The sequence below is a fragment of the Sedimentibacter sp. genome (assembly GCF_032080165.1).
Classification (GTDB): domain Bacteria; phylum Bacillota; class Clostridia; order Tissierellales; family Sedimentibacteraceae; genus Sedimentibacter.
Genome location: NZ_DAMASY010000009.1, coordinates 102,852 through 127,555, shown reverse-complemented (window position 1 = coordinate 127,555; position 24,704 = coordinate 102,852). Strand labels below are relative to the sequence as shown.

Annotated in this window: 27 protein-coding genes and 1 pseudogene; 4 read left to right on the top strand and 24 right to left on the bottom strand. The window is 31.9% G+C overall.

The features are described from left to right. Positions 1 to 62: 62 nt before the first annotated feature. From RT412_RS12885 to RT412_RS12870, 4 genes are all read right to left on the bottom strand, one after another. Complete coding sequence (locus RT412_RS12885) at positions 63 to 1,280, bottom strand: MerR family transcriptional regulator (protein ID WP_313341019.1); 1,218 nt, start codon at positions 1,278 to 1,280, stop codon at positions 63 to 65. Positions 1,281 to 1,382: 102 nt separating this feature from the next. Further along, positions 1,383 to 2,099 carry a PrsW family glutamic-type intramembrane protease gene (locus tag RT412_RS12880; protein ID WP_313413295.1) on the bottom strand — a complete coding sequence of 239 codons (717 nt, stop codon included), beginning with the start codon at positions 2,097 to 2,099 and terminating at the stop codon, positions 1,383 to 1,385. Between the two features lie 80 nt (positions 2,100 to 2,179). Beyond that, the gene (locus RT412_RS12875) at positions 2,180 to 2,953 is read right to left on the bottom strand and encodes a YqiA/YcfP family alpha/beta fold hydrolase (protein ID WP_313341023.1); all 774 of its coding nucleotides are present in this window, start codon (positions 2,951 to 2,953) and stop codon (positions 2,180 to 2,182) included. 18 nt (positions 2,954 to 2,971) lie between these two features. After that, positions 2,972 to 4,009, bottom strand: coding sequence for a hypothetical protein (locus RT412_RS12870; RefSeq protein ID WP_313341026.1), 1,038 nt, complete (start codon positions 4,007 to 4,009; stop codon positions 2,972 to 2,974). A 404-nt stretch (positions 4,010 to 4,413) separates the two neighbouring features. Between RT412_RS12870 and recQ the strand changes: the two genes are divergently transcribed. Then, on the top strand, positions 4,414 to 6,588 hold the full coding sequence (gene recQ, locus RT412_RS12865; RefSeq protein WP_313341029.1) for a DNA helicase RecQ: 2,175 nt from the start codon (positions 4,414 to 4,416) through the stop codon (positions 6,586 to 6,588). A gap of 43 nt (positions 6,589 to 6,631) precedes the next feature. Here recQ and RT412_RS12860 read toward each other — a convergent pair whose 3' ends face one another. From RT412_RS12860 to RT412_RS12850, 3 genes are all read right to left on the bottom strand, one after another. Further along, positions 6,632 to 9,145: an EAL domain-containing protein gene (locus RT412_RS12860; RefSeq protein WP_313341032.1), complete on the bottom strand. Its 2,514-nt coding sequence runs from the start codon at positions 9,143 to 9,145 to the stop codon at positions 6,632 to 6,634. Between the two features lie 253 nt (positions 9,146 to 9,398). Further along, positions 9,399 to 10,124, bottom strand: a complete 726-nt coding sequence (locus RT412_RS12855) for a nitroreductase family protein (RefSeq protein ID WP_313341034.1) — start codon at positions 10,122 to 10,124, stop codon at positions 9,399 to 9,401. Positions 10,125 to 10,135: 11 nt separating this feature from the next. Further along, positions 10,136 to 10,675, bottom strand: coding sequence for a flavodoxin family protein (locus RT412_RS12850; RefSeq protein WP_313341037.1), 540 nt, complete (start codon positions 10,673 to 10,675; stop codon positions 10,136 to 10,138). A gap of 263 nt (positions 10,676 to 10,938) precedes the next feature. Here RT412_RS12850 and RT412_RS12845 point away from each other — a divergent pair, with 263 nt between their 5' ends. After that, positions 10,939 to 11,499, top strand: a complete 561-nt coding sequence (locus tag RT412_RS12845; protein ID WP_313341040.1) for a hypothetical protein — start codon at positions 10,939 to 10,941, stop codon at positions 11,497 to 11,499. A gap of 43 nt (positions 11,500 to 11,542) precedes the next feature. Here the strand turns inward: RT412_RS12845 and RT412_RS12840 are convergent, their stop codons facing one another. Continuing rightward, positions 11,543 to 11,854, bottom strand: a complete 312-nt coding sequence (locus RT412_RS12840) for a type II toxin-antitoxin system RelE/ParE family toxin (protein WP_313341043.1) — start codon at positions 11,852 to 11,854, stop codon at positions 11,543 to 11,545. Beyond that, positions 11,855 to 12,124 carry a type II toxin-antitoxin system prevent-host-death family antitoxin gene (locus tag RT412_RS12835; RefSeq protein WP_313341046.1) on the bottom strand — a complete coding sequence of 90 codons (270 nt, stop codon included), beginning with the start codon at positions 12,122 to 12,124 and terminating at the stop codon, positions 11,855 to 11,857. A gap of 186 nt (positions 12,125 to 12,310) precedes the next feature. Here RT412_RS12835 and RT412_RS12830 point away from each other — a divergent pair, with 186 nt between their 5' ends. Beyond that, positions 12,311 to 13,267, top strand: coding sequence for an L-threonine 3-dehydrogenase (locus tag RT412_RS12830; protein ID WP_313341049.1), 957 nt, complete (start codon positions 12,311 to 12,313; stop codon positions 13,265 to 13,267). A 40-nt stretch (positions 13,268 to 13,307) separates the two neighbouring features. Here the strand turns inward: RT412_RS12830 and RT412_RS12825 are convergent, their stop codons facing one another. The 5 genes from RT412_RS12825 to RT412_RS12805 form a co-directional block, all read right to left on the bottom strand. Then, positions 13,308 to 13,793: a CD3072 family TudS-related putative desulfidase gene (locus tag RT412_RS12825; RefSeq protein ID WP_313341051.1), complete on the bottom strand. Its 486-nt coding sequence runs from the start codon at positions 13,791 to 13,793 to the stop codon at positions 13,308 to 13,310. Then, the gene (locus tag RT412_RS12820) at positions 13,794 to 14,351 is read right to left on the bottom strand and encodes a CD3073 family putative ECF transporter S component (protein ID WP_313341053.1); all 558 of its coding nucleotides are present in this window, start codon (positions 14,349 to 14,351) and stop codon (positions 13,794 to 13,796) included. 194 nt (positions 14,352 to 14,545) lie between these two features. Beyond that, on the bottom strand, positions 14,546 to 15,376 hold the full coding sequence (gene amrS, locus RT412_RS12815; RefSeq protein ID WP_313341055.1) for an AmmeMemoRadiSam system radical SAM enzyme: 831 nt from the start codon (positions 15,374 to 15,376) through the stop codon (positions 14,546 to 14,548). Between the two features lie 21 nt (positions 15,377 to 15,397). Then, positions 15,398 to 16,264, bottom strand: coding sequence for a GNAT family N-acetyltransferase (locus RT412_RS12810; RefSeq protein WP_313341058.1), 867 nt, complete (start codon positions 16,262 to 16,264; stop codon positions 15,398 to 15,400). 61 nt (positions 16,265 to 16,325) lie between these two features. Next, positions 16,326 to 16,811 carry a flavodoxin gene (locus RT412_RS12805; RefSeq protein WP_313341061.1) on the bottom strand — a complete coding sequence of 162 codons (486 nt, stop codon included), beginning with the start codon at positions 16,809 to 16,811 and terminating at the stop codon, positions 16,326 to 16,328. A gap of 181 nt (positions 16,812 to 16,992) precedes the next feature. Here RT412_RS12805 and RT412_RS12800 point away from each other — a divergent pair, with 181 nt between their 5' ends. Then, positions 16,993 to 17,496, top strand: a complete 504-nt coding sequence (locus RT412_RS12800) for a hypothetical protein (protein ID WP_313370801.1) — start codon at positions 16,993 to 16,995, stop codon at positions 17,494 to 17,496. Between the two features lie 249 nt (positions 17,497 to 17,745). Here the strand turns inward: RT412_RS12800 and RT412_RS12795 are convergent, their stop codons facing one another. The 10 genes and pseudogenes from RT412_RS12795 to lpdA all read right to left on the bottom strand — a co-directional run bounded on the left by RT412_RS12795 (position 17,746) and on the right by lpdA (position 24,695). Further along, positions 17,746 to 18,333, bottom strand: coding sequence for a HutD family protein (locus RT412_RS12795; protein WP_313341067.1), 588 nt, complete (start codon positions 18,331 to 18,333; stop codon positions 17,746 to 17,748). A gap of 107 nt (positions 18,334 to 18,440) precedes the next feature. Further along, positions 18,441 to 18,989: a GNAT family N-acetyltransferase gene (locus tag RT412_RS12790; protein WP_313341069.1), complete on the bottom strand. Its 549-nt coding sequence runs from the start codon at positions 18,987 to 18,989 to the stop codon at positions 18,441 to 18,443. Between the two features lie 81 nt (positions 18,990 to 19,070). Beyond that, entirely contained in the window at positions 19,071 to 19,733 is a 663-nt protein-coding gene (locus RT412_RS12785; RefSeq protein WP_313413293.1) for a DUF4268 domain-containing protein, read from the bottom strand. Positions 19,734 to 19,857: 124 nt separating this feature from the next. Further along, positions 19,858 to 20,151 (bottom strand): annotated as a pseudogene (tnpA, locus tag RT412_RS12780) (IS200/IS605 family transposase); the annotation flags it as partial. Beyond that, positions 20,136 to 20,363, bottom strand: coding sequence for a DUF488 family protein (locus RT412_RS12775; protein WP_313341075.1), 228 nt, complete (start codon positions 20,361 to 20,363; stop codon positions 20,136 to 20,138). The pseudogene tnpA and the gene RT412_RS12775, both read right to left, overlap by 16 nt. Positions 20,364 to 20,462: 99 nt before the next feature. Next, on the bottom strand, positions 20,463 to 21,524 hold the full coding sequence (locus RT412_RS12770) for a 4Fe-4S dicluster domain-containing protein (protein WP_313341077.1): 1,062 nt from the start codon (positions 21,522 to 21,524) through the stop codon (positions 20,463 to 20,465). Between the two features lie 11 nt (positions 21,525 to 21,535). Continuing rightward, positions 21,536 to 22,006, bottom strand: a complete 471-nt coding sequence (gene msrB, locus RT412_RS12765; RefSeq protein ID WP_313341080.1) for a peptide-methionine (R)-S-oxide reductase MsrB — start codon at positions 22,004 to 22,006, stop codon at positions 21,536 to 21,538. A 12-nt stretch (positions 22,007 to 22,018) separates the two neighbouring features. After that, entirely contained in the window at positions 22,019 to 22,609 is a 591-nt protein-coding gene (locus tag RT412_RS12760; RefSeq protein ID WP_313341083.1) for a GNAT family N-acetyltransferase, read from the bottom strand. A gap of 19 nt (positions 22,610 to 22,628) precedes the next feature. Then, complete coding sequence (locus tag RT412_RS12755) at positions 22,629 to 23,171, bottom strand: prolyl-tRNA synthetase associated domain-containing protein (protein ID WP_313341086.1); 543 nt, start codon at positions 23,169 to 23,171, stop codon at positions 22,629 to 22,631. A gap of 135 nt (positions 23,172 to 23,306) precedes the next feature. After that, complete coding sequence (lpdA, locus tag RT412_RS12750) at positions 23,307 to 24,695, bottom strand: dihydrolipoyl dehydrogenase (RefSeq protein WP_313341088.1); 1,389 nt, start codon at positions 24,693 to 24,695, stop codon at positions 23,307 to 23,309. Positions 24,696 to 24,704 lie beyond the last annotated feature (9 nt).

Below are 24,704 nucleotides of genomic sequence, written 5' to 3'. Positions count from 1 at the left end.
GTACACCCAAGGTAAAATGTTTATAAGCGCAAACAATTGCCTGTTATATATCAAACATGGTGCTATCCCATGATTTTATTACAAGCATATATTACTTGAAGCATTTTTTGTTGACTTATATCTCCAACATTGGATATGCTTTCTGTAAAAGGTCCTATCTCAGTTGAATCCAGCAGTTTTAGATGATAATTATCCATTAATTCTTGCATTTTAGTTTTATCATATAGGTTTTTCAACTCATTATACTTATAGTTTTGTACTTCCTTGTACGAATATACTCCACAAATAATTCCTTTTGTAGTTAACAATGGTAACATTATATCATATAATTTTTCACCTGTTGCTTCCTCATATTTGTTTGTCATATGATAATCAATTATAATATCAGCAAATGAATCTCTTAATGGCAGACTATCGTAATTACAGCATAAAAAAATGAAATTTTTGTGATTGTAGTAATTTTCCAAATCCCTTTTTAAGTTTTCAAGCCTTTCATAGTCATAATCGATAAGTATGTAAGTAGAGTCTGACGGCAGATATTTTATAAATTGCATAAGAAAAAATCCCACGCAATTATCCAATTCAAGTATATATTTTGGTTCTCCCTGATATTTATTTATTTGCTCTACCAATAATGCCATTCCTTTATATAAAAAATTGTTATATCGAGTGGAGGAAGAAGCAAGATACTCTTCCTTTGAAGGCATTCTTTTCCCGTTCAACAGCTTCGTACGTACATGTCTCTTGTCAACGTACATTCCTTCTTCTATTTTTGCAGTAAAGCCGCAACCACAATTTATAATTGCTTCAATCACATTATTATTCTCAATTATTCCTTCTGATAAATTAACTTGCTTGTGACATTCCGGACATGTAAGCAAATGTAATGATGATAAAGGAAAGCCTAATTTAGGTACATCTTTATTTTCCTGCTGCTTAATATTATTAATTTTTTCCCTCAATAAATTATTTATATTATTGAATTGTGAAATTACCTTGTCATTTTCTTTTTTCTTTTCTTCTAAGCATGCCAAAAACAATTTTCTGAATGAATTAGAATTTTCTCCGCTTATACGTTGCATAGCCAATATTTTTTGTATTTCACCTAAAGAAAAACTCATATTTTTATATTCGATTATCTTTTTCATATCACTGCAATCTGTATCACTAAATTGGTATTGACCACCTTTTTTTTCAGCAACCAACAGTCCCAAATCTATATAATGGCGTATTGTATCCTGAGTTACATTATGCATTTTAGCAAATTTACCTATTTTCATAATTACCCCTGTTTAACTAATATTACATTATTATATCACATCTTTTATTTAGATGCATATATTTAGTACCTCTATATGATATTTTAGAGGACTGGCACCATTTTATAGTAACTCATTATCATTATCATTATCATTATTTACATGATTTTTCGAATCCTTATAATAAACATTTAATTTCTTTAAATTTGCAACCCACAAATAAATTACAAAGGGAATAAATAATAACATTAATATTTCTAAGTTTGACATTAAAATAAAATCAAATATTCCATGCAATATAACAGGCACCGTCAATGATTTACTTAAGAAATGGCGGTGTTGTTCAGGTGTTGCAGAAAATTTTGCAAGTGAAAGATAATAACCCATCGTTACAGCAAACAACATGTGGGCGGGAACGGATAAAACTGCTCTATACAATCCTATTGATTCAATATCTGAAAACCTGAATACAACATACATTATATTTTCAATGGTTGCAAATCCAAGTGCTGACATGACACAGTAAACAATACCGTCAAGCTTTTCATTATAAACGGGATTGAAATAGACATGCTTTAATACAACCCGTCTTTTCAAATATTCTTCTGTAAATCCTGCAACAATAAAAGCTGTGTAGAAAACTCCTAATATGCCGCCAAAAACATTAAAGCTTAATAAAAAATTCTCCACTATTATTGTTGGAATAACAGAAATCATACCCATAACAAACACCTTTAAAAGCATCCCAATAGGCTCTCTGTCGTGCCTGTCAAATAAATAAAAAATCAGTCCCAGGGCTATACCCGGTGTAATTGCAGTAATCAATAAATTTAATTTCATGATTCACCTTATACTATTGTTAATTATAGATCCTTCAATATGTACCATCGTACATTTCAATTTGTTTATTCTATTTAATGTTACAAATATCTTCCAAGCCAATTTATACTCTCTTCCATCATATTTGTTGTAACAAAATGGTTTAAATTAGTATACTCGACAAATTTTATTTTATCATTATCTTCATATAAAAGATTTAGCTTATTATAGAAATCTTTTTGGCTTTTGACAGGCACCACATTATCACTGTCACCATGCATCAACAGTATAGGTCTGTTTTTTAACAAGTTCAAGTAATTCATTGGATCCATATCCTTAACTTTCTTTTCAATAATATCATATCTTTCACGCAATACTTTATCGATAGGCTTTTCTATATTATTATTAAAATTTTCCCACCCGCAGGATCCGTTAAATACAACGAGTGTCTTTACATTCTTATTATGAGTAAAAATACCCCCTGCAGTAAAACCGCCCATAGAGTTACCCATAACTGCAATTCTTTTGGAGTCTGCACTATATTTTGACACTAATTCTCGGACTATAATATTAAATTCGTCTAAATTTCTAAATATTACATCCCAAAAATATTCCTTTGCCATATCCCAGCTGTAGTCATTTAGCCGGCTCCTTTCACCATGATATATAGCGTCCGGAATTACCACCTGATATCCTACAGAGGATAATATAAATCCTCTTAAGCGCTGAAGCTCTTTGTTAGAACTCCACCCATGATAAAATATAATTGTCGGTATTGGTTCTTCAACTTTTATTGGTCTGAATATAATAGCCGGAATTCCTTGTATTTTTATTTTTTCTTCTCTGATAAAGTTGGATTTTATATAATCAATCATAAAATATGCTCCTCATTCTTATATTACAATATCATCAGGTGTAACGGTCTTATTATACTGAAACAGTTCTGCTTCGATTCTAACTGTATCCGCTGAAACAGGCTCTTGTATAATTGCAGCCTTTAACTTCATTCCTAAAATTCCTGTTGGTTTTTCAGTGCTCATTGTGAAGCCCATGCTACCGTTTTTATGAACAGGTATTGACTCAAGATAGTTCTTTGTATAAAACTGAAGTGAAAAGTATTCTTCACATTCATATTCAACAACCGGATAGCACATTCCTCTGGGGCAAATATCTATAAACTTTTCTTCAAAATCTCTTTTTGCTTTATCAATCTGGTCTTTAGTCATTTGTTCTAAAAGCTTAGGTTCGGAGAAGGTTTTTCCCATTTCATTCCACATATCCATAAGATAAACCCTGTTTATTTGAGCCCAATTTTCTTCACCCGTCTCTTTATTTTTAAACCATATCACCGGATATTCTCCGTTTACAGCAAGATTAACGGGAAGCTCTACTACATACGTAACGATATCCTTCCCCATAACAAAGTGTAAGGATGTATCTTCAAAATCAGGTATCTTATCAAAATCACCGACCAATTCAATGCTGTTCAAAAACATCATATCAATATTTTGATAATCAATACCCTCCGCACTCCAGCCACTTCTTAATAATTCAGACAAAAATAAAATACTTTCACCATCCTTGATGTCAAGACGTCGATTTTCCCAGCCTCTTACTTCAAATTCACTATCCCCGATATATATACTTTTTAATGCTTTGAATGGTTGTATTTCCTTAATTTTATCCCTTTTCTTCATCCTCATTCTGTTTGTCGCAGGAGCAGGTGATGCTTCACAAGGCTCATACATTTCCATTTCTTCGATTAAATCTTGAAAATATTCATCATATTCCAGTATTACAAGACGTAGTTCCGCGCCATACCGTACTAAAGCAGCTACATTGCAAACAACACCATCGATTTCCGCATTTTTTCCGATTATCTTTATTTCATCTATCCTTGATAAAAGCTTTTGCAGATAATTAATATTCATTATTTTTTCTCCGTTGGGTTTTATAATTATATAATTTATATCATTCATTTTCAACTATACAGAATTTCCGAATAATTCAAATTATTAATCTGATTCAATTCCCCTTGCTCATAGTTCCTAATAACATTAATTCAGGGTCATATTCATTTTTCGGTTCTTTTACTAATTTAATAATTCTGTCCATCTCAAAAGATTTCATTTCATAATGCTTAATATTATCTTATATTATAATACAATAAATCCATTTTTACAAATTATACTAACAAATTTTGTATAACATCAATACAGAAAACTGATATAAACATTCAATTTACTTTATTGAAATATATCTTTTAAATTGTTATACTATATACAAATAACATACAGCTATTTTAGTTACGAATTAGTTAAATCTGGAGGTACAAATGATAAATAATGCTTTAGAATTATTAAAAAAATATTACGGATTTGAATCATTCAGAAATGGACAAGAAGAAGTTATTCATAATATTTTAATGCATAAAGATGTACTTGCCATAATGCCTACAGGCGGCGGAAAATCCATTTGCTATCAAATACCTGCAATGATGATGGAGGGAACTACCATAGTTGTATCACCTCTCATTTCATTAATGAAAGATCAGGTTGATACATTGAGACAATTAAATATACCTTCAGCATTTATTAACAGTTCTTTGTCATTAAGTGAATTAAAAAAAATTATTTATGAAGCTGAAAATAATAAATATAAACTCATTTATGTAGCTCCTGAGAGGTTAGAAAGCGAAAGTTTTATAGAATTAATTAAGAATATTAAAATATCCATGATTGCTGTTGATGAAGCACACTGTGTCTCGCAATGGGGTCATGACTTCAGACCAAGCTACCTGAAGATTAAAAATTTGAGAAGCTTAGGTCAAAACCTTATCATATCATCATTTACTGCTACTGCAACCCCTTCTGTTAAAGAAGATATAATAAATTTAATTGGTTTAAAAAATCATTTTGAAATTACAACAGGCTTTGACAGAGAAAATTTAACGTTTAATGTTTTACGAGCTGATAAAAAATTACCTTATGTTTTGAAATATGTTGAAGAAAACAAAAATAAGCCGGGCATCATATATTGTCTTACAAGAAAAACCACCGAAGAAGTTTGTAATAAGCTTGTAAACTCCGGTTTCAATGCAGTAAAATATCATGCAGGCCTCAGTGATATGGAAAGAAGCAAAAATCAAGATGAGTTTTTATATGATAACGCTAATATTATAGTTGCAACAAATGCTTTCGGCATGGGAATAGATAAATCAGATATCAGATATGTAATACATTACAATATGCCTAAAAATATTGAAAGCTATTATCAGGAAGCGGGCAGAGCCGGACGTGACGGCGAACCATCAGATTGCATTCTTTTATTTAGCCCCTCAGACATAGTAATGAATAATTTCCTCATTGAAAACAGCGGTGAAAGCTTGGACAAATCAAAAGAATATGAAAAGTTAAGAGAAATGATAAATTATTGTAATACCGATAAATGTTTAAGGAAATTTGTAATCAGCTATTTTGACAAAAGCTATGATAAAGAAACTTGTAGTAATTGCAGCAATTGTTTAAGTGATATAGAAAGTACTGATATTACAATAGAAGCACAAAAAATACTTTCCTGCATTTATAGAACCGGACAAAGATTTGGCATGAATTTAGTTATAGATGTATTGAAAGGCAGTAACAATGCGAAGATTAGATCACTTAACTTCAATACATTAAGCACCTACGGAATTATGAGGGAATACAGCCGCGAAACCTTGAATGAACTGATTTCTTACTTAGTTTCTGACGGTTATATAAATATTACAGGTGATAAGTATCCGACATTAAATATTTTGCCTTCGGGTTTTCTTACACTAAAGGGAAAGCAAAAAGTTATTATAAAAAAAGTAATCAGCCAAAAAACTGATAGACGAGATGATAAATCAGTATATGATAAATCATTGTTTAAAATATTAAGATCTAAAAGAAAAGAAATTGCTGATTCTTTAAAAATTCCTCCGTTTATTGTGTTTTCGGATGCTTCATTAAAGGATATGTGTCTTAAATATCCGGTAAACAAGCAAGAATTTTTAAACATAATCGGAGTCGGTGAAATAAAGGCAGAAAAATACGGTGCAGAGTTTACTGAAATTATAAAAAGCTATGCGGAACAAAATAATATTCAAAAAAGCAAGGCTGAATCAGCTGTCTCTGCCATAGATTCAACGTCAGCAACAAATAATAATATTAGTAAGAGTAAAGAAGATACAAGGACTATAAGTTATAATCTTTATAAAGAAGGTAACTCAATTTCTGAAATATCAAAGATAAGAAATCTTAACTCTCAAACAATTGAAGGACACTTAATTGATTGCGCGAAATTGGGCTATGAAATTAATTTCTATGACTTTATATCAACAGAACATGAAGAACTGATAGTACAGAAATATATTGAACTGAATACAGACAAATTAAAGCCAATTAAAGAATCATTACCCCCGGAAATAACATATACAGAAATCAAATTTGCATTATGCAAAATGCAGATAAAAAAGCATAACCGATGATATACCTTTCGCTTTATATTATAATATCATCAGGAGATTCAAACTAACTAACTCCCGTGGAATATGACCAATTAACTTGATTATTTTTTAGTAATTTAATTGCTGCCTCTTCGTCAAGCGGCTCACTAATCAAATATCCCTGTAATTTATCACATCCGTTATTTTTCATATACTGTATTTGTTTTTCGTGTTCTATACCTTCAGCTATTACACAATGCCCTAACTTATGAGCCATTGATATTATGTCAGCAGTTATAGAATCCTCGTTATTTAGCATTAATATTTTATCACTAAAATATTTGTCAATTTTAAGAATATCTATATTTAATTCACGTTCCCTGGCCAAAGAGGAATATCCTGTTCCAAAATCATCTATGGCAATTTTCATTCCTAAATCTTTTAACTTGCCTAAAATCATGTTTATTTCATGATAGTTTGATGAAAACATCGACTCCGTTATCTCAAGGGTAATATTAGCAGGATTAATCTGCATTATATTAATCATCTCAACAAGATTATCAATGAAATCATCTCTTATCATCTGTACTACAGATATATTAATTGATACATTAGTTGTATCATGCCCTTTCTCCTTCAACCTATTTAAAAAATTAAATGCTCGTATAATAATTTTTTTACCCAATGAAATAATAAGCTTTGTTTTTTCAGCTATCGGAATAAACTCTACAGGCATTATCAAACCTAATTTGTTACTTCTTATTCTTGCCAAAGCTTCAAAGCCCGATATCTTATTTGACTTAATATCAAATATCGGCTGGAACTCCAAAAATAAGCTGTCAGGGTTTTCATATGCCAAGATTGAAGCAATCTCACATTTAATATCTTCTTCACGAATTAATTCCACTTCCATCTCTTTATTAAAAAAACAAACACCAAAAACCTTATCATAAATATTTAGTGCCTTTTCAGATGCAATCAAAAGGTTTTTTAACAGCTGCTCTATATTGTTTTTATTATCTTCATCTATTTCGACAATACCAATACCGCCTCCGATTCTTTCGATATCAAGCACGGCTTCCAAAGTATTAACAACTTTCTTGCAGAATGCTACTAATTCGTTTTTATTCTTGTAGTCTTTTATGTAGAATGCAAAACAATTTTCATGTATATTAAATAATTGACACTTATCAACGAAATGAGTTTCAAGAGATTCCGCAACTTTTTTAATCAACTCCTGTGTATAATGAAAACCATAAGTCAAGCTTAATGAATGTATTGCACTTAAATTTATACAAATGACTGCTCTTTTATTAATTGTCTTAATTTTTGCATCACACGCTAAAAGATTTTCCAAATATCTGCGATTATAAAGCCCTGTCCAAACATCATGTTCACTGTTGTATCTAAGATTATTCTCAATTTGTTTTCGGTCGGATATGTCAAGTATAATTCCTTCAAGAGCTTCTACTTCACCTTGAGCATTGTAAATTCCTTGTCCCATCTCGAGAACCCATTTTCGCTCTCCCTCCGCTGTATTAATTTCATATTCATATTTAAATGGTAATTTGTCAGCTAAAATACACTCCCATTCTTTCCACAGAGATTCCCGATATTCAGGCGAGATTAAATCATTAAATGATAAATCTCTATTGTTTATAAGGCTTTTAGGATAATATCCTGTTAAATTAAAACAGCCGTCAGAAACATACTGCATTGTCCATTCTCGGTCGTAGCAGCATCTATAAGCCAAGCCCGGAAGGTGAGAAAGAAGAACTGATTTACTGCGCTCACTCTCTTCCAAAGTTTTTTCTATCTCTTTTCGTTCTGAAATATCCTGAATAAAACATATATGATTAAACTTATAGTCACTTGCTAAATCAAGCCTGGCTACAACGATATGTGCCCATAAATATGATCCGTCATGCCTAATATATCTTTTATCCATAGAATAACTGTTTATTTCGCCTGTTTGGAGCTTTTGGAAATACTTTAAGTCTTCAAGCAAATCTTCAGGATGAGATATTTTCTCCCATCCAATCTCTATAAGTTCTTTTTTTGTTCTGCCGATTATTTTCTCAAACATTGGATTTAAAGTATAATAATCATCAAAGTGATTATAAATCGGTTCTCTGTTAAGTGAAATTGTTATACCTATAGGTGCTTGTTGAAAAATTGTGTCAAAGGTTATTCCTTGGTCATAAAGCTTTTGTTCATATAAATGCTGTATTTCAAGTAATTCAAGATGTATGTCGATTCTTTCCTTCAAAGAATCCATATTTATAGGTTCTCTTATATAGTCAACTGTTCCTAAGTTCAATCCTTTAATTTCATTGTACTGTTCATCGCAATCAGTTAATATTAGGGTACGTAAATTTTTATTTTGATTACTAAGATTCAAAGAACTAAGAAACTGTAATCCATCCATATTAACCATATTTAAATTGAGTATTGCCATGTCTATATCTCTATGTTCGTCAATTATTCGCATAGCTTCTATACCGTCACATGCAGTAAGTACGTCGTAATCACTTAATTTATTTTTGATGTTCAAACGGTCTGTTGCAGAATCATCGACAATCAGTATTTTTATGGACATAATATATCCTCCTGTTTAAATCACGACAATTTACAATACATTAGTAGCAAAAACATTTTATTAGTCCCGATTTTTATGTCTAAATAAAATTATATCATAAATATTTGCAAAATAATACAAAAAATACTAATCACATTTGTTTCTTCTGGAGAAAATCTATACATAAAGAAAGCTTAAATGGATTACTTGGACATATTGGAAAAGAAAATAATTGAAGTTTTGCCCGAGATTTCACTCGGGCAATTATAAAATGTCAATCCCATTCATTTATATATTTCTTTATTGATCTGATCATTTCTTTGAAAAATGGCGCATCGATTTTTCTTTTATAGAACTTTACAGCAAAATCCGAATCCTTAGATTCATTTTTAAGGAACATGTTGTTAATGAATTCTTCTGATATTACCGGATAAACCTCGTCAAATACAACACATGATTCATCAAACCGTTCTCTGATTTGCGGCTTAGTATCATAGTTCCCCATTACGATTAAGGTTATGGGCATCGTATATTCGGGTAGATTGAAAAGTTCCTTGTGATATTCATAGTTTTCCATTATATCACCGATATAGCAGGTTCCGATTCCTAAGCTTTCCGCTGCTATTACAGCATTTTGCGCTGCAATCATTCCATCCTGAATCCCTAACATAAAATCACTTATACAAGGTCCTTTATAATCAGGAAATGCTTCATTAATATTTCGCTGCTCAAAAAATCTGTGCCATTTATAGCTATCGGTTACAAACAACAATGCCAAATCCGCACTTTCTATGAAGGGTTGATTATCACAGCTCTTTGCAAGCTTCGATAAGGTTTCTTTTGAGCGTATTTTTATAATACTGTAAGCCATCATATTGCCGGCAGTCGCTCCACGCATTGCTGAATCAACAATATGCTGTACATGTTCATCTGTTATTTTTGTTTCGTTAAACTTTCTGATAGATGTATGTGACTTTAATAATTCTATTACCTCGCTCATGATACCTCCGTTTATATTTCTTTCCCAAATTTATTAGACATAATTTTATATTTGCTATTTTCGGCATCCTTTCTCGCAGCTAATCCATAAGCCAATAATGTTCCACCTTCATGCCACCCAAGATACTTACATAATGTTTTATAATGCGCCCTTACTCCATCCATTGCCCAATCCTCCGTATCTGCTCCTGCGGCAATTAAATATAGTTTTTTAGGGCTCTCTCTGAGCAATGAATTAACGGAATAAAACCTGTCTATTACCGTTTTTAATTGCGCCGTCAAACCGAAATAATACAGAGGTGATACAAGCACAACTGCATCTTCGGTTAATAAATGTAAAATAATTTCAAGCATATCATCGTATTCATGGACGCATTTTCCTTCATTTCTGCGACAGTGATTACAACCAAGGCATGGATTGATTTTTAATTTGGCAGTATCAATACGTATAACTTCATGACCTGATTGTGTTGCACCTTCACAAAACTCATCTGTAAGAAATGAAGTTGTTCCATTTATATGTGGACTGCCTGTAAGTACTAAAATTTTCATATCGGCTCCCCTTACTTTCCTAATATAATTTGCCCTATTATACCATATAATGTCACTTCCAAACAAGAAAAATGCCGATACATTTGTTTGTATCGATATCACTTGTTTCTTATAATTTATTTTCTTAATAAAAATTATCCAAAATAAAATATTGTAATGAATAGTGGAAAAATCTTATAAATCGTGATATAATGTTAAGAAATAAAGAATATTTACATTACAGAAGGATTTAATCATATTATTTAAATTTGGAGATGTTAATCATGAAAAAACCAAATAATTTATTTTTGATTGTTCTATGTTTAATAATATTAATTTTTGTTGGATGCAGTAAAAATGAAGAAAAAAATGCACAACAAATCGCAAAGGATTTCGTTGAAGATTTATATACCGTAAGCGATGAAGAGGTTGAGAATTATAAGTCCTTATTGAATGTATCTCCTTCGGAAGCAATGGAAATGGATGTGTATAATGCAGTGCAGATTAATGATGACGTTTTAAAATCATTAACAACAGAGGATGCATATGAAACCTTATTAATCAACAGAGAGAATTTAAAATTTACTGTAATATGTTATAGGGCAAATTGTACGATGCAAGTTACCGAAATCCAATTATCAGAAAACAATGCTGATATTGATAATAATGCAGCGGATTACAACTTTGAAGTTAATTTAAAGCTAATTTTAAATGATGGTACAGAAACTGAAGGCACAGCAAAAGGAACTGTATCTCTTAGCAAAATTGATGATGATTGGAAAATTACAAGATATAAAATGAAGGCAGACCCGGACGTTCTCAGAAAACTGTTGGTTGAAATGTAACTCGACGCCTATATAGACATCGGATTATAAATTCTATATATTTTTATAATAGCCATTTATAATCCTGTCTACAGTCCAATAATGCATCAACATAAACATCCTCACCCTTTACTTGATAGATAAGTAAATATCTTTTGAAGATGACAAGCTTACGATATTTTCCATCAGGTATCATGGGGTCTATAATAAACGGATTACGTTCAGGAAATTTTTCTAAAGATTTTGTTTTATTATAAAATTCTTCAATAAATTGGATAGCAGCATTTTCGCTTACATTTGCAATAAAACGCGAATGAGCTGTAAGCATATAAACAACTCCAGAAGAAATTATTACTTTATAAATTTTATTATCCATCTAATCCTCTTTTATAGCTTTTCTCATCATATCAGATACTTCTTCAACAGTGTAACTTTTATCTCCACGAAGCCTGCTTTCCTCTGCCTCAACAAGCATCTCTCTCAATTTTAGCATGCTCTCACGTTTTGAAAATGCTTTAATATCCATAACAACAATATCACCTTCACCATTTTTTGTTAAATATACAGGCTCACCAGTTTCCTTGCAAAGTTGTGAAATTTCATTATAATTATTTCTTATTGCAGCGGATGGTTTTATGTAAATCAAATAATCACCTCAATTTCATAGCATTATAATACTTTTATATTGTATTTATTTTACTATTAATATACTATATATTATGACATTTGTAAATAACAATAACGATATTCAGATTATTATTTATATTCCATAATTTTTTTGTTATCATATATAATAACAAAATAGCTTGATGCTAAATATGGGAGGTATATTGTGAGAAAAATATTAATTACGGGAGCATTAGGGCAAATAGGCACTGAATTAACAGCAGAAATGCGTAAAATTTACGGTTCGGGCAATGTAGTGGCCAGTAACAGAAGAATAAAAGAAGGACATGAGCAGCTAATTGAATCCGGACCATTTGAAATCATAGATGTCAATGACCCTGTAGCATTGGCATCAGCTGTAGATAAACATAAAATAAACACCATTGTAAATCTTGCAGCCATTCTATCGGCCACAGGAGAAAAAGATCCGCAACAATGCTGGAATATAAATATGAACGGACTGTACAACGTCTTAGAAATATCCAGAGAAAAAAACTGCATGTTATTCACACCGTCATCCATTGCTGCTTTCGGTCCTTTAACTCCAAAGGACGAAACTCCTCAGGACACAATACAAAGACCCACTACTATGTACGGAGTAACAAAGGCAGCAGGTGAATTGTTATGTGATTATTACTTTAAAAAATTCGGAGTTGATACAAGAGGCGTCCGTTTTCCGGGACTTATTTCATACAAAACACTGCCAGGAGGAGGAACTACGGATTATGCGGTACATATTTATTATGAGGCTTTAAAAAACCAAGAATACACTTGTTTTATCCAAAAAGGAACTTACATGGATATGATGTATATGCCAGATGCTATAAGTGCCATTATTGATTTAATTGAGGCAGATTCAGGCAGATTAAAACACCGTAATGCTTTTAACGTTACCGCTATGAGCTTTGAACCCGAGATGATAGCTGCATCCATAAGAAAATTTATACCGGAATTTAAACTAAGTTATGACGTTGACCCAATAAGACAGGAAATAGCCAATTCATGGCCTAATTCATTAGACGACTCTGCAGCAAGAGAAGAATGGGACTGGAACCCTAAATATAACTTAGATACCATGACACAAGACATGCTTGAGAAATTAAGAGTTAAATTAGACGTTTGACAAGATGTCAGGCTGTTGAAAAAGTTCAGCAGCCTATACTCTATTTTATTAAATTATTTAATTCTGCCATAAACTTATTGCCTTTTTCACCATCATAGTAATCTGTTGGAACATCTATATGTTTTAGCTGGATATTTTCTTTATTTAATATGTATATCAGCTCTTCCATCAAGATTCCTTTATTCCCGTTAATACCGCATGTAGGGCTTTCATTTATTCCTATGATTCCCAGCACTTCATAACCATTGCTTAAATATTCTTTTATAACAATAACCGTATCATTTGCAATTCTTTTATTAATATTTCTGAAATTTTTATTATCATATTGTTCTTTTGTCATCGGCTCTCTTTTTAATCCCAAATATCTGTATTCAGGACATGGAAGCTGATGTATGCCTATATCATTGTTAATTAATTCAATAATGATATCTTTGTATGCGCCCTTAGCCCTTGCCAAAGGATAAACCACTGAGTTTTGATTTAATATACAATGAGATATTAGTATAATTCGCTTGTTTCTTTCCATTTAATTAGAACCTTGAGTAAATTTCTTGGGTATTTTGCTTATTAACAGTGATACTATTATACAGCTTGCAATTTTATCAACAATATTGCTTGTGATTCTTGGTATGAAGGCTGCAGTAAAAACGGACTGTCCGGATTTAACCAACCATGTAAAAAATACATCGTTAAAATCCCCTGTAATTCCTCCATAAACGTATGTAGCAATCGGTGTACCTATAAGAGGTGCAGCGACCGCTAAAATTAATCCTGTAACAATTGATGTTACAATGTTGAATTTCCACTTTCTTGCTATTAACCCTACTATAATACCTACTGCAATATTAACCAATGCAAATGGAATATTTTTTGGGTTTGTCAATATACCCTGAATTACGTTTGTTAATCCTCCTACTGCCGCTCCATACCAAGGTCCGAACAATGCAGCAGAGAAAATTGTGCCAACTGTATCTAAAAACAGCAAAGGTATATTCAATAATCCGACTACAGTTCCTAATACAATATTAATTGCTATTGCTACTGCTGAAAAAACCAATTTAAAATTAGAGTTATTTCTATTCATGACTGCCTCCTCGCTTGTCAATTAAATATCATGCTCAGAATATCATATTAATTGAATTCAAGTCAAATTCGTGTGTTTTATACTTAAACGTCCAATTATTAAATTAAGCTATAATAGAAAAAATCAAACGCCTCCGATTTTCGTATTTCTTCGAAATCAGAGGCAATATATCGTAACTAAATTTTTTCTTTCAATTAACAATTTCCTTCATAAACATATTTGAGTTTATATCTGGCTGTTTCAGCAAGCTCATATAGCTTTTTTACGTCCGTAGGATTTTTATCCTTCATTTTATGGCAAGGAAAAAACCTTGATATATGCAAAGGTATTTCATAATCTACGGAAGCTATAAATTCAGATAAATTTACAATTTCCTGTTCACTGTCATTTTCACCCGGAATTATAAGTGTGGTTATTTCTATATGGGACCGGACATGAGCTGTTTTAATAAATTTTTTAACGGTTTCAAAATCTCCGCCTATATTTTTATAAAACTTTTCGTTAAAACCCTTTAGGTCAATATTAAAAGCGTCAATATATGGAAGTAGTTCCTTTAATATTTCTTCATTAACGCAGCCATTAGTCACTACCACATTTTTTAATTTGTTCTTTTGTGCCAAGACAGCACAATCTCTTACATATTCATAGCCGATTAATGGTTCATTGTATGTATATGCAATACCGATATTTCCCCGAGTCTCAAAGTCCAATGCGACTTGTACCAAATTTTCCGGCCCAGCATATTGGGTTTTTATATCATTATTTTTTGCCATGGAAATATCATGGTTCTGACAGAATGCACATTTCAGATTGCAACCAAAGCTTCCCACAGATAAAATCATGCTGCCGGGATAAAAGTGTCTGAGGGGTTTCTTTTCTATAGGATCTAAAGCTAAGCATGTAATTTCTCCATAATTAACAGAAGCAATCTTTCCGTCTATATTGCTTCTTGCATTGCATAATCCTGTTTGATTTTCACCTAATTTACATTGATGATGACATACCCTGCATTCTAATTTGCTCATTTTCATTACCTGATAACCCATTTATTTTGTAATTCTATAATAATCCATAGTGTAATTTTCTTTGAAACCACACGTTTTATACAGGTTCAAAGCATTTTTATTGCTTGTTTCAACCTGTAAAGTAATTATTTCAACATTCTTTTCTTTTAATTCCTTAATTGACAGCAGCAATAATTCCCTGCCGTAGCCCTTGCCGCGATATTCAGGCAAAACTTCGAGACCGTATATACCCCCGATATTATCATTAATTTCTAATCTTGTCTTTCCGATTAAAGCATCATCTTTTTTGATAATATAAGTAGGTGATAATAATAATTCTTCAATATCACTTTCATTAAGGAATTCAAAATCAGCCTTTGCAATTTTATTTATATCGTCGCAAACTACTTTTCTGAAAACTAAATCATCAAATTTAATTTCGTGTATTACATTCATATCCAGATTCATGTCGTATTCTGAATGATGATATTCACAATTTAAGCTTTTAATAAATGCAATACCACCAGTAGAATTATTGTCGCTCAGCAAGAGCATTTCATTGGATTTCCTCTTATAAAATTCATCCTTTACCAAAGAAAACAATCTTGTAAAAATCCCTTTTCTTCTGTAATCAGGATGCACCATGCCGTTAACTTCTAATGCATCCCCGCCAAAACTGCCAATTCCTATATATCCGATAAGCTTATTATCTTCATAAAGCATAAATTCATTTATATGATTTAAATTATCACTATTCTTTTCATCCCTGTTTAGCTTATAGTCAATTTCTAATTTTAAATAAGTCTTATCATAATCGAAACAAATATTTTTCAAATTATTGATATCTGTATAATCATCTTTATCTAAATTTTCTTTTAATTTAACAAATAAATTGTTAGAAATAGTCATTAATCACCTCTAATTAATATATTTATTGTTCAATTTAACCTTCTATTTGAGCAATATCTTATCATAAATAAGTACGATTTTTATTAATCCAATCTGATATATGTCTTGCTGCCTGTGTTGATGTTAATGGACTTTTCATGTCTGTTTGTATAAAGTAGCTGTCGATTACCTTTCCTCCTTTTGATTCTACACGTTCTGCAACTGATTCGTATACAGGATATGGGGTTTTATCGTCGGCTTGTGTAATAAAAACAAATACATTCTTATCTGTAAAGTCAACATTACTGAGAAATGTATTGATTGGTATTGAACTTTTACTTGCCCATACGGGAGAACCGATAAATATATTGTCATAATTCTTTACATTAAAATCAATTGATTTTATTTTACCTTTTAATCCAAGCAATGCTTTGAATGCTGCACCTGCAAAGCTTATATCTTTAATAAGTTCAATTTTTTTAATATCACCATTTACTTCTTTCGATATTTCTTGTGCGATCGTTTCCGTGTTGCCGCTTCTTGAATAATACACAACTAAATTTTTCATCGCTCTCCTCCAATATACAAAATTAATTACCTTATTATACCACATATAATTAAATTAAACAGCAAATGATTATAAGAAATAAAAATACTACCGTTATAAGTAAACATATTGTGACTTTTATTATTTACTTACATAAAATATAACATAGTTCTTCAAATTTTTATCGAAATAGGAGAGTGCGATGAATAATAATATATTTAATAGAATGCCACATATTTATCGAAACAATATACACAGTGCCAATGAAAGCTATAATAACAAAGTTTTTATGAACGAATTTCAAGTACCGATTAATCGTAATATAGGTTTTGTAGAGGTTTTTGTATTTACGGACCGTGGAGAATTTGCTATACCCGGTGCATTAATAACAATATATGTAAGACAAGAAAACAATGATGTTCCTATTTTTAATATACCTACCGAAAATTCTCCTATTATAGTAGGTTTACCGGTTGCTCATCCTTTAGGAACCTTAATCAGAGGTCCGGAATATTATTTCACAGCATATGATATCACTGTGAATGCTGCAAATTTTGCGCCGTATAGATGCAATAATATCCGTCTATTTGAAGGGATTACAACGAAATTTAATGTTGATATGCTTAGATTAGTACCGCAACAATATCCTCTTCCCGAGAATGTAGTTAATATACCACCTCATCCAAGGGATGTACTAAATGCCTAAAATTATTAATTAAGCAGATGATCCAAATCTTTAAGCAGATGACCCAAATTTATAATTTGGTGTCAGTCGCTTATACTGTAAGTATAAAAGTGTGACAGTTGAGTTGAAATGATATATATATATATACCATACTCGCTGTCACAATTTATTATCGGATAACTCTATTAATTCATATTATGACATAGGCTTTATTATGCCTTTTCACACCTTGCCCCTGAGGGGTATTAATCTCATCCTGACATCTCACAATCAGATGGCAGCAAATATTTTAATTAATTTTGAATCATTTATCTGAACTTTAATTTTTATGTTACCTTCAATGTCTTCAAAAATAATTAAATCATTTTTAACAATATCAATGCTTTCGCTGTTTGGTAATTCAAAGGAAGCACTGCCATATCCGCAGAAAAACATCAACCAACTTTTATTATTTAATGTATTATCTGTTTTAATAACTTCACTTTTATCTATTACAGACATACTTGCTGATACGTTTTTATTAGTCATTAAATTAAAATCTACAACCTTTCCTGTTGCTGATGATTCCCAGCCACCATCAAACACATCTATATTTTCATATGGTTTTAAAACTATATCATAATGATTTTTATGAAATACATGCGCAGTTCCTTGAAGCATGATTAAATGACGCGTCAAATTTTCAAGATTAGTATATTTTACTTCTTCATCTGAATACGATGTCGCCATACTGACTCTAAACAAAAAATCTCTAAATACATAAGAAGCTTCAGGCGGATAAATAAAGTATTGTCTGCTTTCACCACCAGCCCATTTTGAAACTATAATATCTTTTTCGCTTATCACCGTTGTTTTCAATTTTATTACCTCTTTTTTATAATATATCTCCTCAGCTTTGACCATCAATAAAATCATGAAAAAAGTCGTAGCATAAATCTACATAAATGTGAAGACAGTCCCAACTGTCACAATGATTTAATCATAATTATTTCTCCATAATAGCTTTCATCTTTTAATTTAAAAGCTTTATTAATAACTCCACATTTTACAAAACCGAACTTTTCATAAAGGTTAATTGCCTTATAATTATTTTCTACAACTGTAAGTTCTATTTGCTCAAAACCAATTTCTTTAGCTTTATCGATTATTTCGATTAATATAATATTGCCTATTCCCATACCCCAAAACTTTCGCTTAACAGCAATTCCAAATGATGCACGGTGAGATAATTTTATTCTTTCGCTGACACAGCTAATACTTGCATTTCCTGCTAATTCTCCCTCTATAAATGCTGCAATCATGATGCTGTTTTTACTGTAAATCATTCTTTTTAATATATTTTCCTCTTCCTCAATAGTCATAGTGACTTCTTCCGGATAGCGAACCATGAATTCCGTTTCGCCGGATGTAGCTTTTAAATAGTCTATCATACTTTCCGCATCTTCAACTAACGGACTCCTTAAAATACAGCTTACATCGTTTTTTAAAACTACCTCTTTTTTCTCAAAAATCATATTGATACCCCTTCTTTAGTTAAAGTTTTAAACGATAGAAAGGTTAAATACAGAAATAAACTATATCATATTTATCTGTAATTACTTTGCATCAGATGCTTTTTTTAGTGGTTCCTTTATAGCTTTTTCCAATCTAACCATACGATCACATAAGAATATTTTAATCTTATCCCAATCATCTTTATTTGTAATATTGACCTCTATAAGTTTATCACTAATACGGGAAGATTTTTTATTATCTAACCTTTCCCAAATAAGTGGATAACCATATGCACTCTCTATATTATCTTTATGTAAAAAAAGCAAATCATATATTTTTTTATTGTCTTCTTTAACGCTCTTACTTATTGCTAATTCTACACTTGCATAATTCTTAGTCACGATAAAATTAAAAGGACATCCACCAACTCCTGACCCGTTGGATAACCAATGGTCTAAACCCGGATTTACATTTTTGTACTGTGGAGATATTTTGTTGAATTCATTTAATAATTCAGTCCAAAATAATTTTCTTAATTCTATAGTGTTACGATTTGTTTCCTTAAATTCCTTTTCTTCACGATTTTTATCAGCCATTTTTATTAAGTAATCTTCGGCTTCTTTTACAGGTATTATTTGTTCAATATCAAGTAATACCTGCTCGTTGTATTCATATGGAGTAACCTTAAAGCATTGAATTTTTATACCATGATTTAGCATCCACATAACAGTTGATGTAACTTCTTTTCTAAAATTCCCTGCCACTAATATCATTCTCTGATCATTCTCATTCAAAGAAATTTCATTAAATGGTTTGCCATTAAAAAACTCTACTATGTTTTCTTCTGCATTTTCATTTATTGAATATTTATCTAAAAATGCTTGGTAAATATCTTTGTGACCAGAATGTTTCTTTCCACAATTTTTCCCGTATACTTGGATATTCTTTCTTCAATAATCTGCTGCTTGCACTTTTATATGCATTGATAAATTTACTGATTTCTGATTTGGGATGTGCCTTGAATAATATATGTACATGATCTTCATCATGATTCCATTCTAACAGTGTTATATTGTAATTTGGACAAATGTACTCAAATATTTCTTTCGCCCTGTTTGATATGCTTTCGTCAAATACTTTTCTTCTGTATTTTGGAATAAGGTAATTTAGAGTTGGGGGAATTCTTGGAGTTTTAGGTTAAACTCGTCCATTGTATCCGGATTATGATTGAAAATCTTTCTTAATTCATTGCTTGGACTTATTTCTTTTGCCCATTTACTTATATTTATTTTTTCTTTACTGATACCCCTTGGCCACAGACGATCTACCAATATCCTGTAACCGTCATCTTCTGAAAGTTCTGCGTATACTCTTTTAACTTTTATAGTGTACATTTTGTATTCTCCTTACTGAAACAAATATTTTACTAAATATACTATACCAAATCCTGCAAACAGCAGAATATACATCATTACTCATTAATATTGACTTCTCTATCTTAACCAAGGTGCATCTTCTCTGATTATCGGACGTACGCCATACTTTTCATCAAATCCTTTTAATATCTTTCCCCGCACTTCACTTGATGTTTTAATTTCGGATATTAATTCTTCCGATATACCATACGTGAACGGACAGTTCGCTATACATATCGCACAATCCGTTCCCAGACACCTCCATCGTCTGTAGCATTCCTCAGCATTTATTTTCCATCTTAAAACTCCGTCCTTTTCCTCTCTGTCGGTTTTAGAGATTGCTTTGCCGGGACATGTTCTTGCACATCTGCCACAGTCGGTACAAAATTCTTTCACACCAAAATACTGTTTTTCGTCAGGTATCAAAGGAAGATCCGTAGTTACCACACCTAATCTGACGCATGATCCGTATTCCTTAGTTACAATAAGTCCGTTTCTTCCAAACTCACCTATACCTGCATCCATAGCAACCAATGGAGCAACAACCAAGTAATTCCCGTCCATATGATTCATTGCATCGTAGCCAAGCTCTCTTATATAGTACGAAAGAACCATACCGATAGTGGCTGCCTCCACATATCCTTTTACCACTCCTATTGCCTCTGATAACTTTGGCGCCCTCATTATCATTTCATTGTCCATTGCATATGCGAAAACTATTCCGTATTTATGTTTATTTGTTACTACTTCACCGTAGTTTTCCTTATGTCTGCCTCTGTGAGAATAGTAATGGTAATCTTTCATTTCTGTTATACCCACTAATCCGGCATTATAAAACTTAGCGAGACCTTTTAATTTTTCAGTCATAGATATGGCATCAACTTCTACCTTGTTTTTTGCAGGCTTTCCTTCACTTAATTTCCTTATATCACCTAAATATCTAAATGCTGAATCGACTATAGGTGAATTAATCTTATCATACATAACGGAGCCCTCTTGTCCCATTTGAGGCAGTGCTCTTAATGAATCATCTATTTCCTTCATGTGAGGGTTTCTGCAGTAATAATCGTTGTATATTTCGCTTCCCTCTTCATAATTCATTCTTGAAAACATGATGTTTCTTTCATCGTATTTATTCATCGGCGACTCCTTTACTTAATTAATTCAACAAATTCTCCGTATCCTTCTTTCTCCATTTCCGACAATGGTATAAATTTCAAGGAGGCACTGTTAATGCAATATCTTAATCCGCCCTCTTCTACAGGGCCGTCATTAAAAACATGACCTAAGTGGGAATCGCTGTTCTTGCTTCTTACTTCTGTTCTTTCCATGCCAAATGATTTATCTCTTTTGTATACAATTACATTTTTGTCTATTGGCTTAGTAAAACTTGGCCATCCGCAGCCGGAGTCATATTTGTCCGTGGATACAAAAATAGGCATACCTGTAACTATATCTACATAGATTCCCGTTTCTTTATTGCTCCAATATTCATTGTCAAATGGTGGCTCTGTATAATTCTTCTGTGTTACGTTATATTGCTCTTTAGTAAGTTTTTTCTTGATTTCCTCATCAATAGGCTTGCTGTATTTTTCAATCTCTACTTTTTTATTATTATCCATAGTACTCCTTTGTTAACTTAAATCCCATGCTTCCAAAATTTTCTTGTTCATTCTTTCATAGTCTTCTTTTAGTATTGAATAAATTGCCGAATCGCAAATTCCCATATTATTTTTACCGGCTTGTCGTAAAATACCCTCAAATTGCATTCCTGATTTTATCATAACTTTCCCTGAGCCGGGATTTTTAGTATCATGCCTTGCTTCTACTCTGTTTACTCCAACCTCTTCAAAGAAAAACTTCAATAATGTCTTCAATGCTTCAGTTGTAATTCCTTTATTCCAGAATCTTTTTCCGACAACGTATCCTACCTCAAATAATTTCAGATCATCAAACAATCTGAATGCTCCTATTCCTCCGATTACTTCATTTGTTTCCTTAAGCACAATACACCAATGATAATAATTGTCTCTTTCATAATCATCGACATATCCTTGTACGACCTTCTCTGTTTCCTCCATATTTCTATGTGTAGCCCAGGTTATATATCTTGTAACATCATCATCATTAGCCCAATTGTTATACATTTCTTCAACATCTGTTAATTCAAACTTCCTTAAAATCAATCTTTCGGTTTCGATTGTCTTTGTTCCTAAATGATTCATATTTGCCCCCTGTATTTTATTATAGCTCTAATATAACAGGTTCATGACCTGTATATGGCAAAAAAACATTTATAATATCTGATGTTTTAATTTTTAAACTTGTGGTATTTACGCATGGATGACATCCAAAATATTCACTTTCTAAAACATCCTTATCGATAACTAATCTAACCTTATGTTCCTTGTCATACATAAGACCCATTATACTGAGAGAACCCGGTGCAATATTTAAAAATTCCTCCATATATTTACCGTCCGCAAAAGATAATCTTGAGCTTCTTATTTGTTTAGATAAATCTTTAGTCAGAAATCTTTTATCTCCCAACATAACCAAAAGATAAAAATCCTTCTTTGAGGAATTACACAGAAAAAGATTTTTGGCTATACTAACTCCCAGTAAGGATTCCGTATTACCTAAATCTTGTATTGTCTTTGCTTCAGGATGATCAATTCCTGTGAATTGTATATTCAATTTATTTAATAAGTCATATGTGTCGATTTCCTTCTGTAACCTGTTGCTATCATTAGGTTTATTGTAAAACAGAGTGTTTTCTTTATGCATCTTTTGCACTTCCTTTCTGTTGCTCGGCACTAAGGATAGATCTCTATTTCTTAATCATTTGTTATATTTTACTATAGTATTATTATTCTTACAACAATAAAAAAAGTGACAGCGTTTTGTAACTGTCACAATAAGTTATTTCTTAGGAATATGAATGGCATTTCCATAAGCTGAATGTGCGGCCTCATGGAGAATTTCTCCTACTGTTGGATGGGCATGTATTGTAGAAGTAATTTCATCTATTGTAGCTTCCAGTCTGATGGCAAGTGCTCCTTCCACTATTAAATCGGTTGCTCTCGGTCCTGATATATGGAGACCTAATATTTCTCCGGTGTCAGCGTCTGCAATGTATTTTGCAATTCCGTCAGTATCCCCTTCTATTATTGATTTCCCATTTATATACATGGGAGCAATACCAACCTTTATAGCATAACCTCTTTCTTTTGCTTGTTTTTCTGTTAGTCCTACTCCTGCAAGCTCAGGCTTTGTGTAAACACAATATGGTATTGTTTTAAAATCAATTTGAGATTTTCTATTCATTATGTACTCTGCCGCGACGATACCTTGTGCTGATGATACATGAGCTAACATTGCCCCTCCTGTACAGTCTCCCACAGCATAAATGTTATCTATATTAGTTTTCATATTTTTATTAACTTTTACTCTTCCTTTTTCAGTTGTTACTCCTGCTTTTTCTAAGGATAAGCTTTCTGTAACCGGCCTTCTGCCTATTGACAAAAGAACCTTTTCTGCCTGTATTGTTGTTTTCCCTGAAGCTGAAGAAACATTTAACTGTAATCCATTATTTGAATTATTAATTGATTCAAGCTTTGTATTATTGTAAATTTTCACTCCATTTTTTAACAGCTTATCCTTTAGCGGCTTTACTATGTCCTGATCCATATTTGAAACTATGTCGGGGAGCATTTCAACTATGGAAACCTTGCAGCCTAACGAAGAGTAAATGCTTGCTATTTCTGCCCCTATTACTCCTCCCCCTATTATTGCCATGCTTTTGGGAATTTCTTTTAAAGCCAGAACCTCGTCACTGGTTATAACCCCCGGTAAATTTATTCCGGGCAATGGAATTATAACAGGAGCTGAACCGGTTGCTATGATGGCATAGTCAAAATATAAAATAATTTCACCTTCATCGTTTTTTATTTTTATCTGATGGCTGTTAACAAAGCTTCCTTCACCTGCTATTTTCGTTACTTTATTGCTTCTTAATAACGTTTGTACTCCGCCTACTAATCTGTTTACAATTGTTTCTTTTCTTTTTTGCAGCTTCTCCCAATTTATTTCAGCTCCTTTTATGTCAATGCCTATTTCCTTAAACTCTTTATTGACATTTTCCATTTCAACAGAGGTATACAGCAGAACCTTTGTTGGAATACAGCCTCTGTTTAAACAAGTTCCGCCTAACTTATCTTTCTCAACAATAGTTACCTCAGCTCCCAATTGTGCAGCACGTATAGCTGCAACATAACCACCAGGACCTCCTCCTAAAATCACTATTTTCATTGCAGTTCC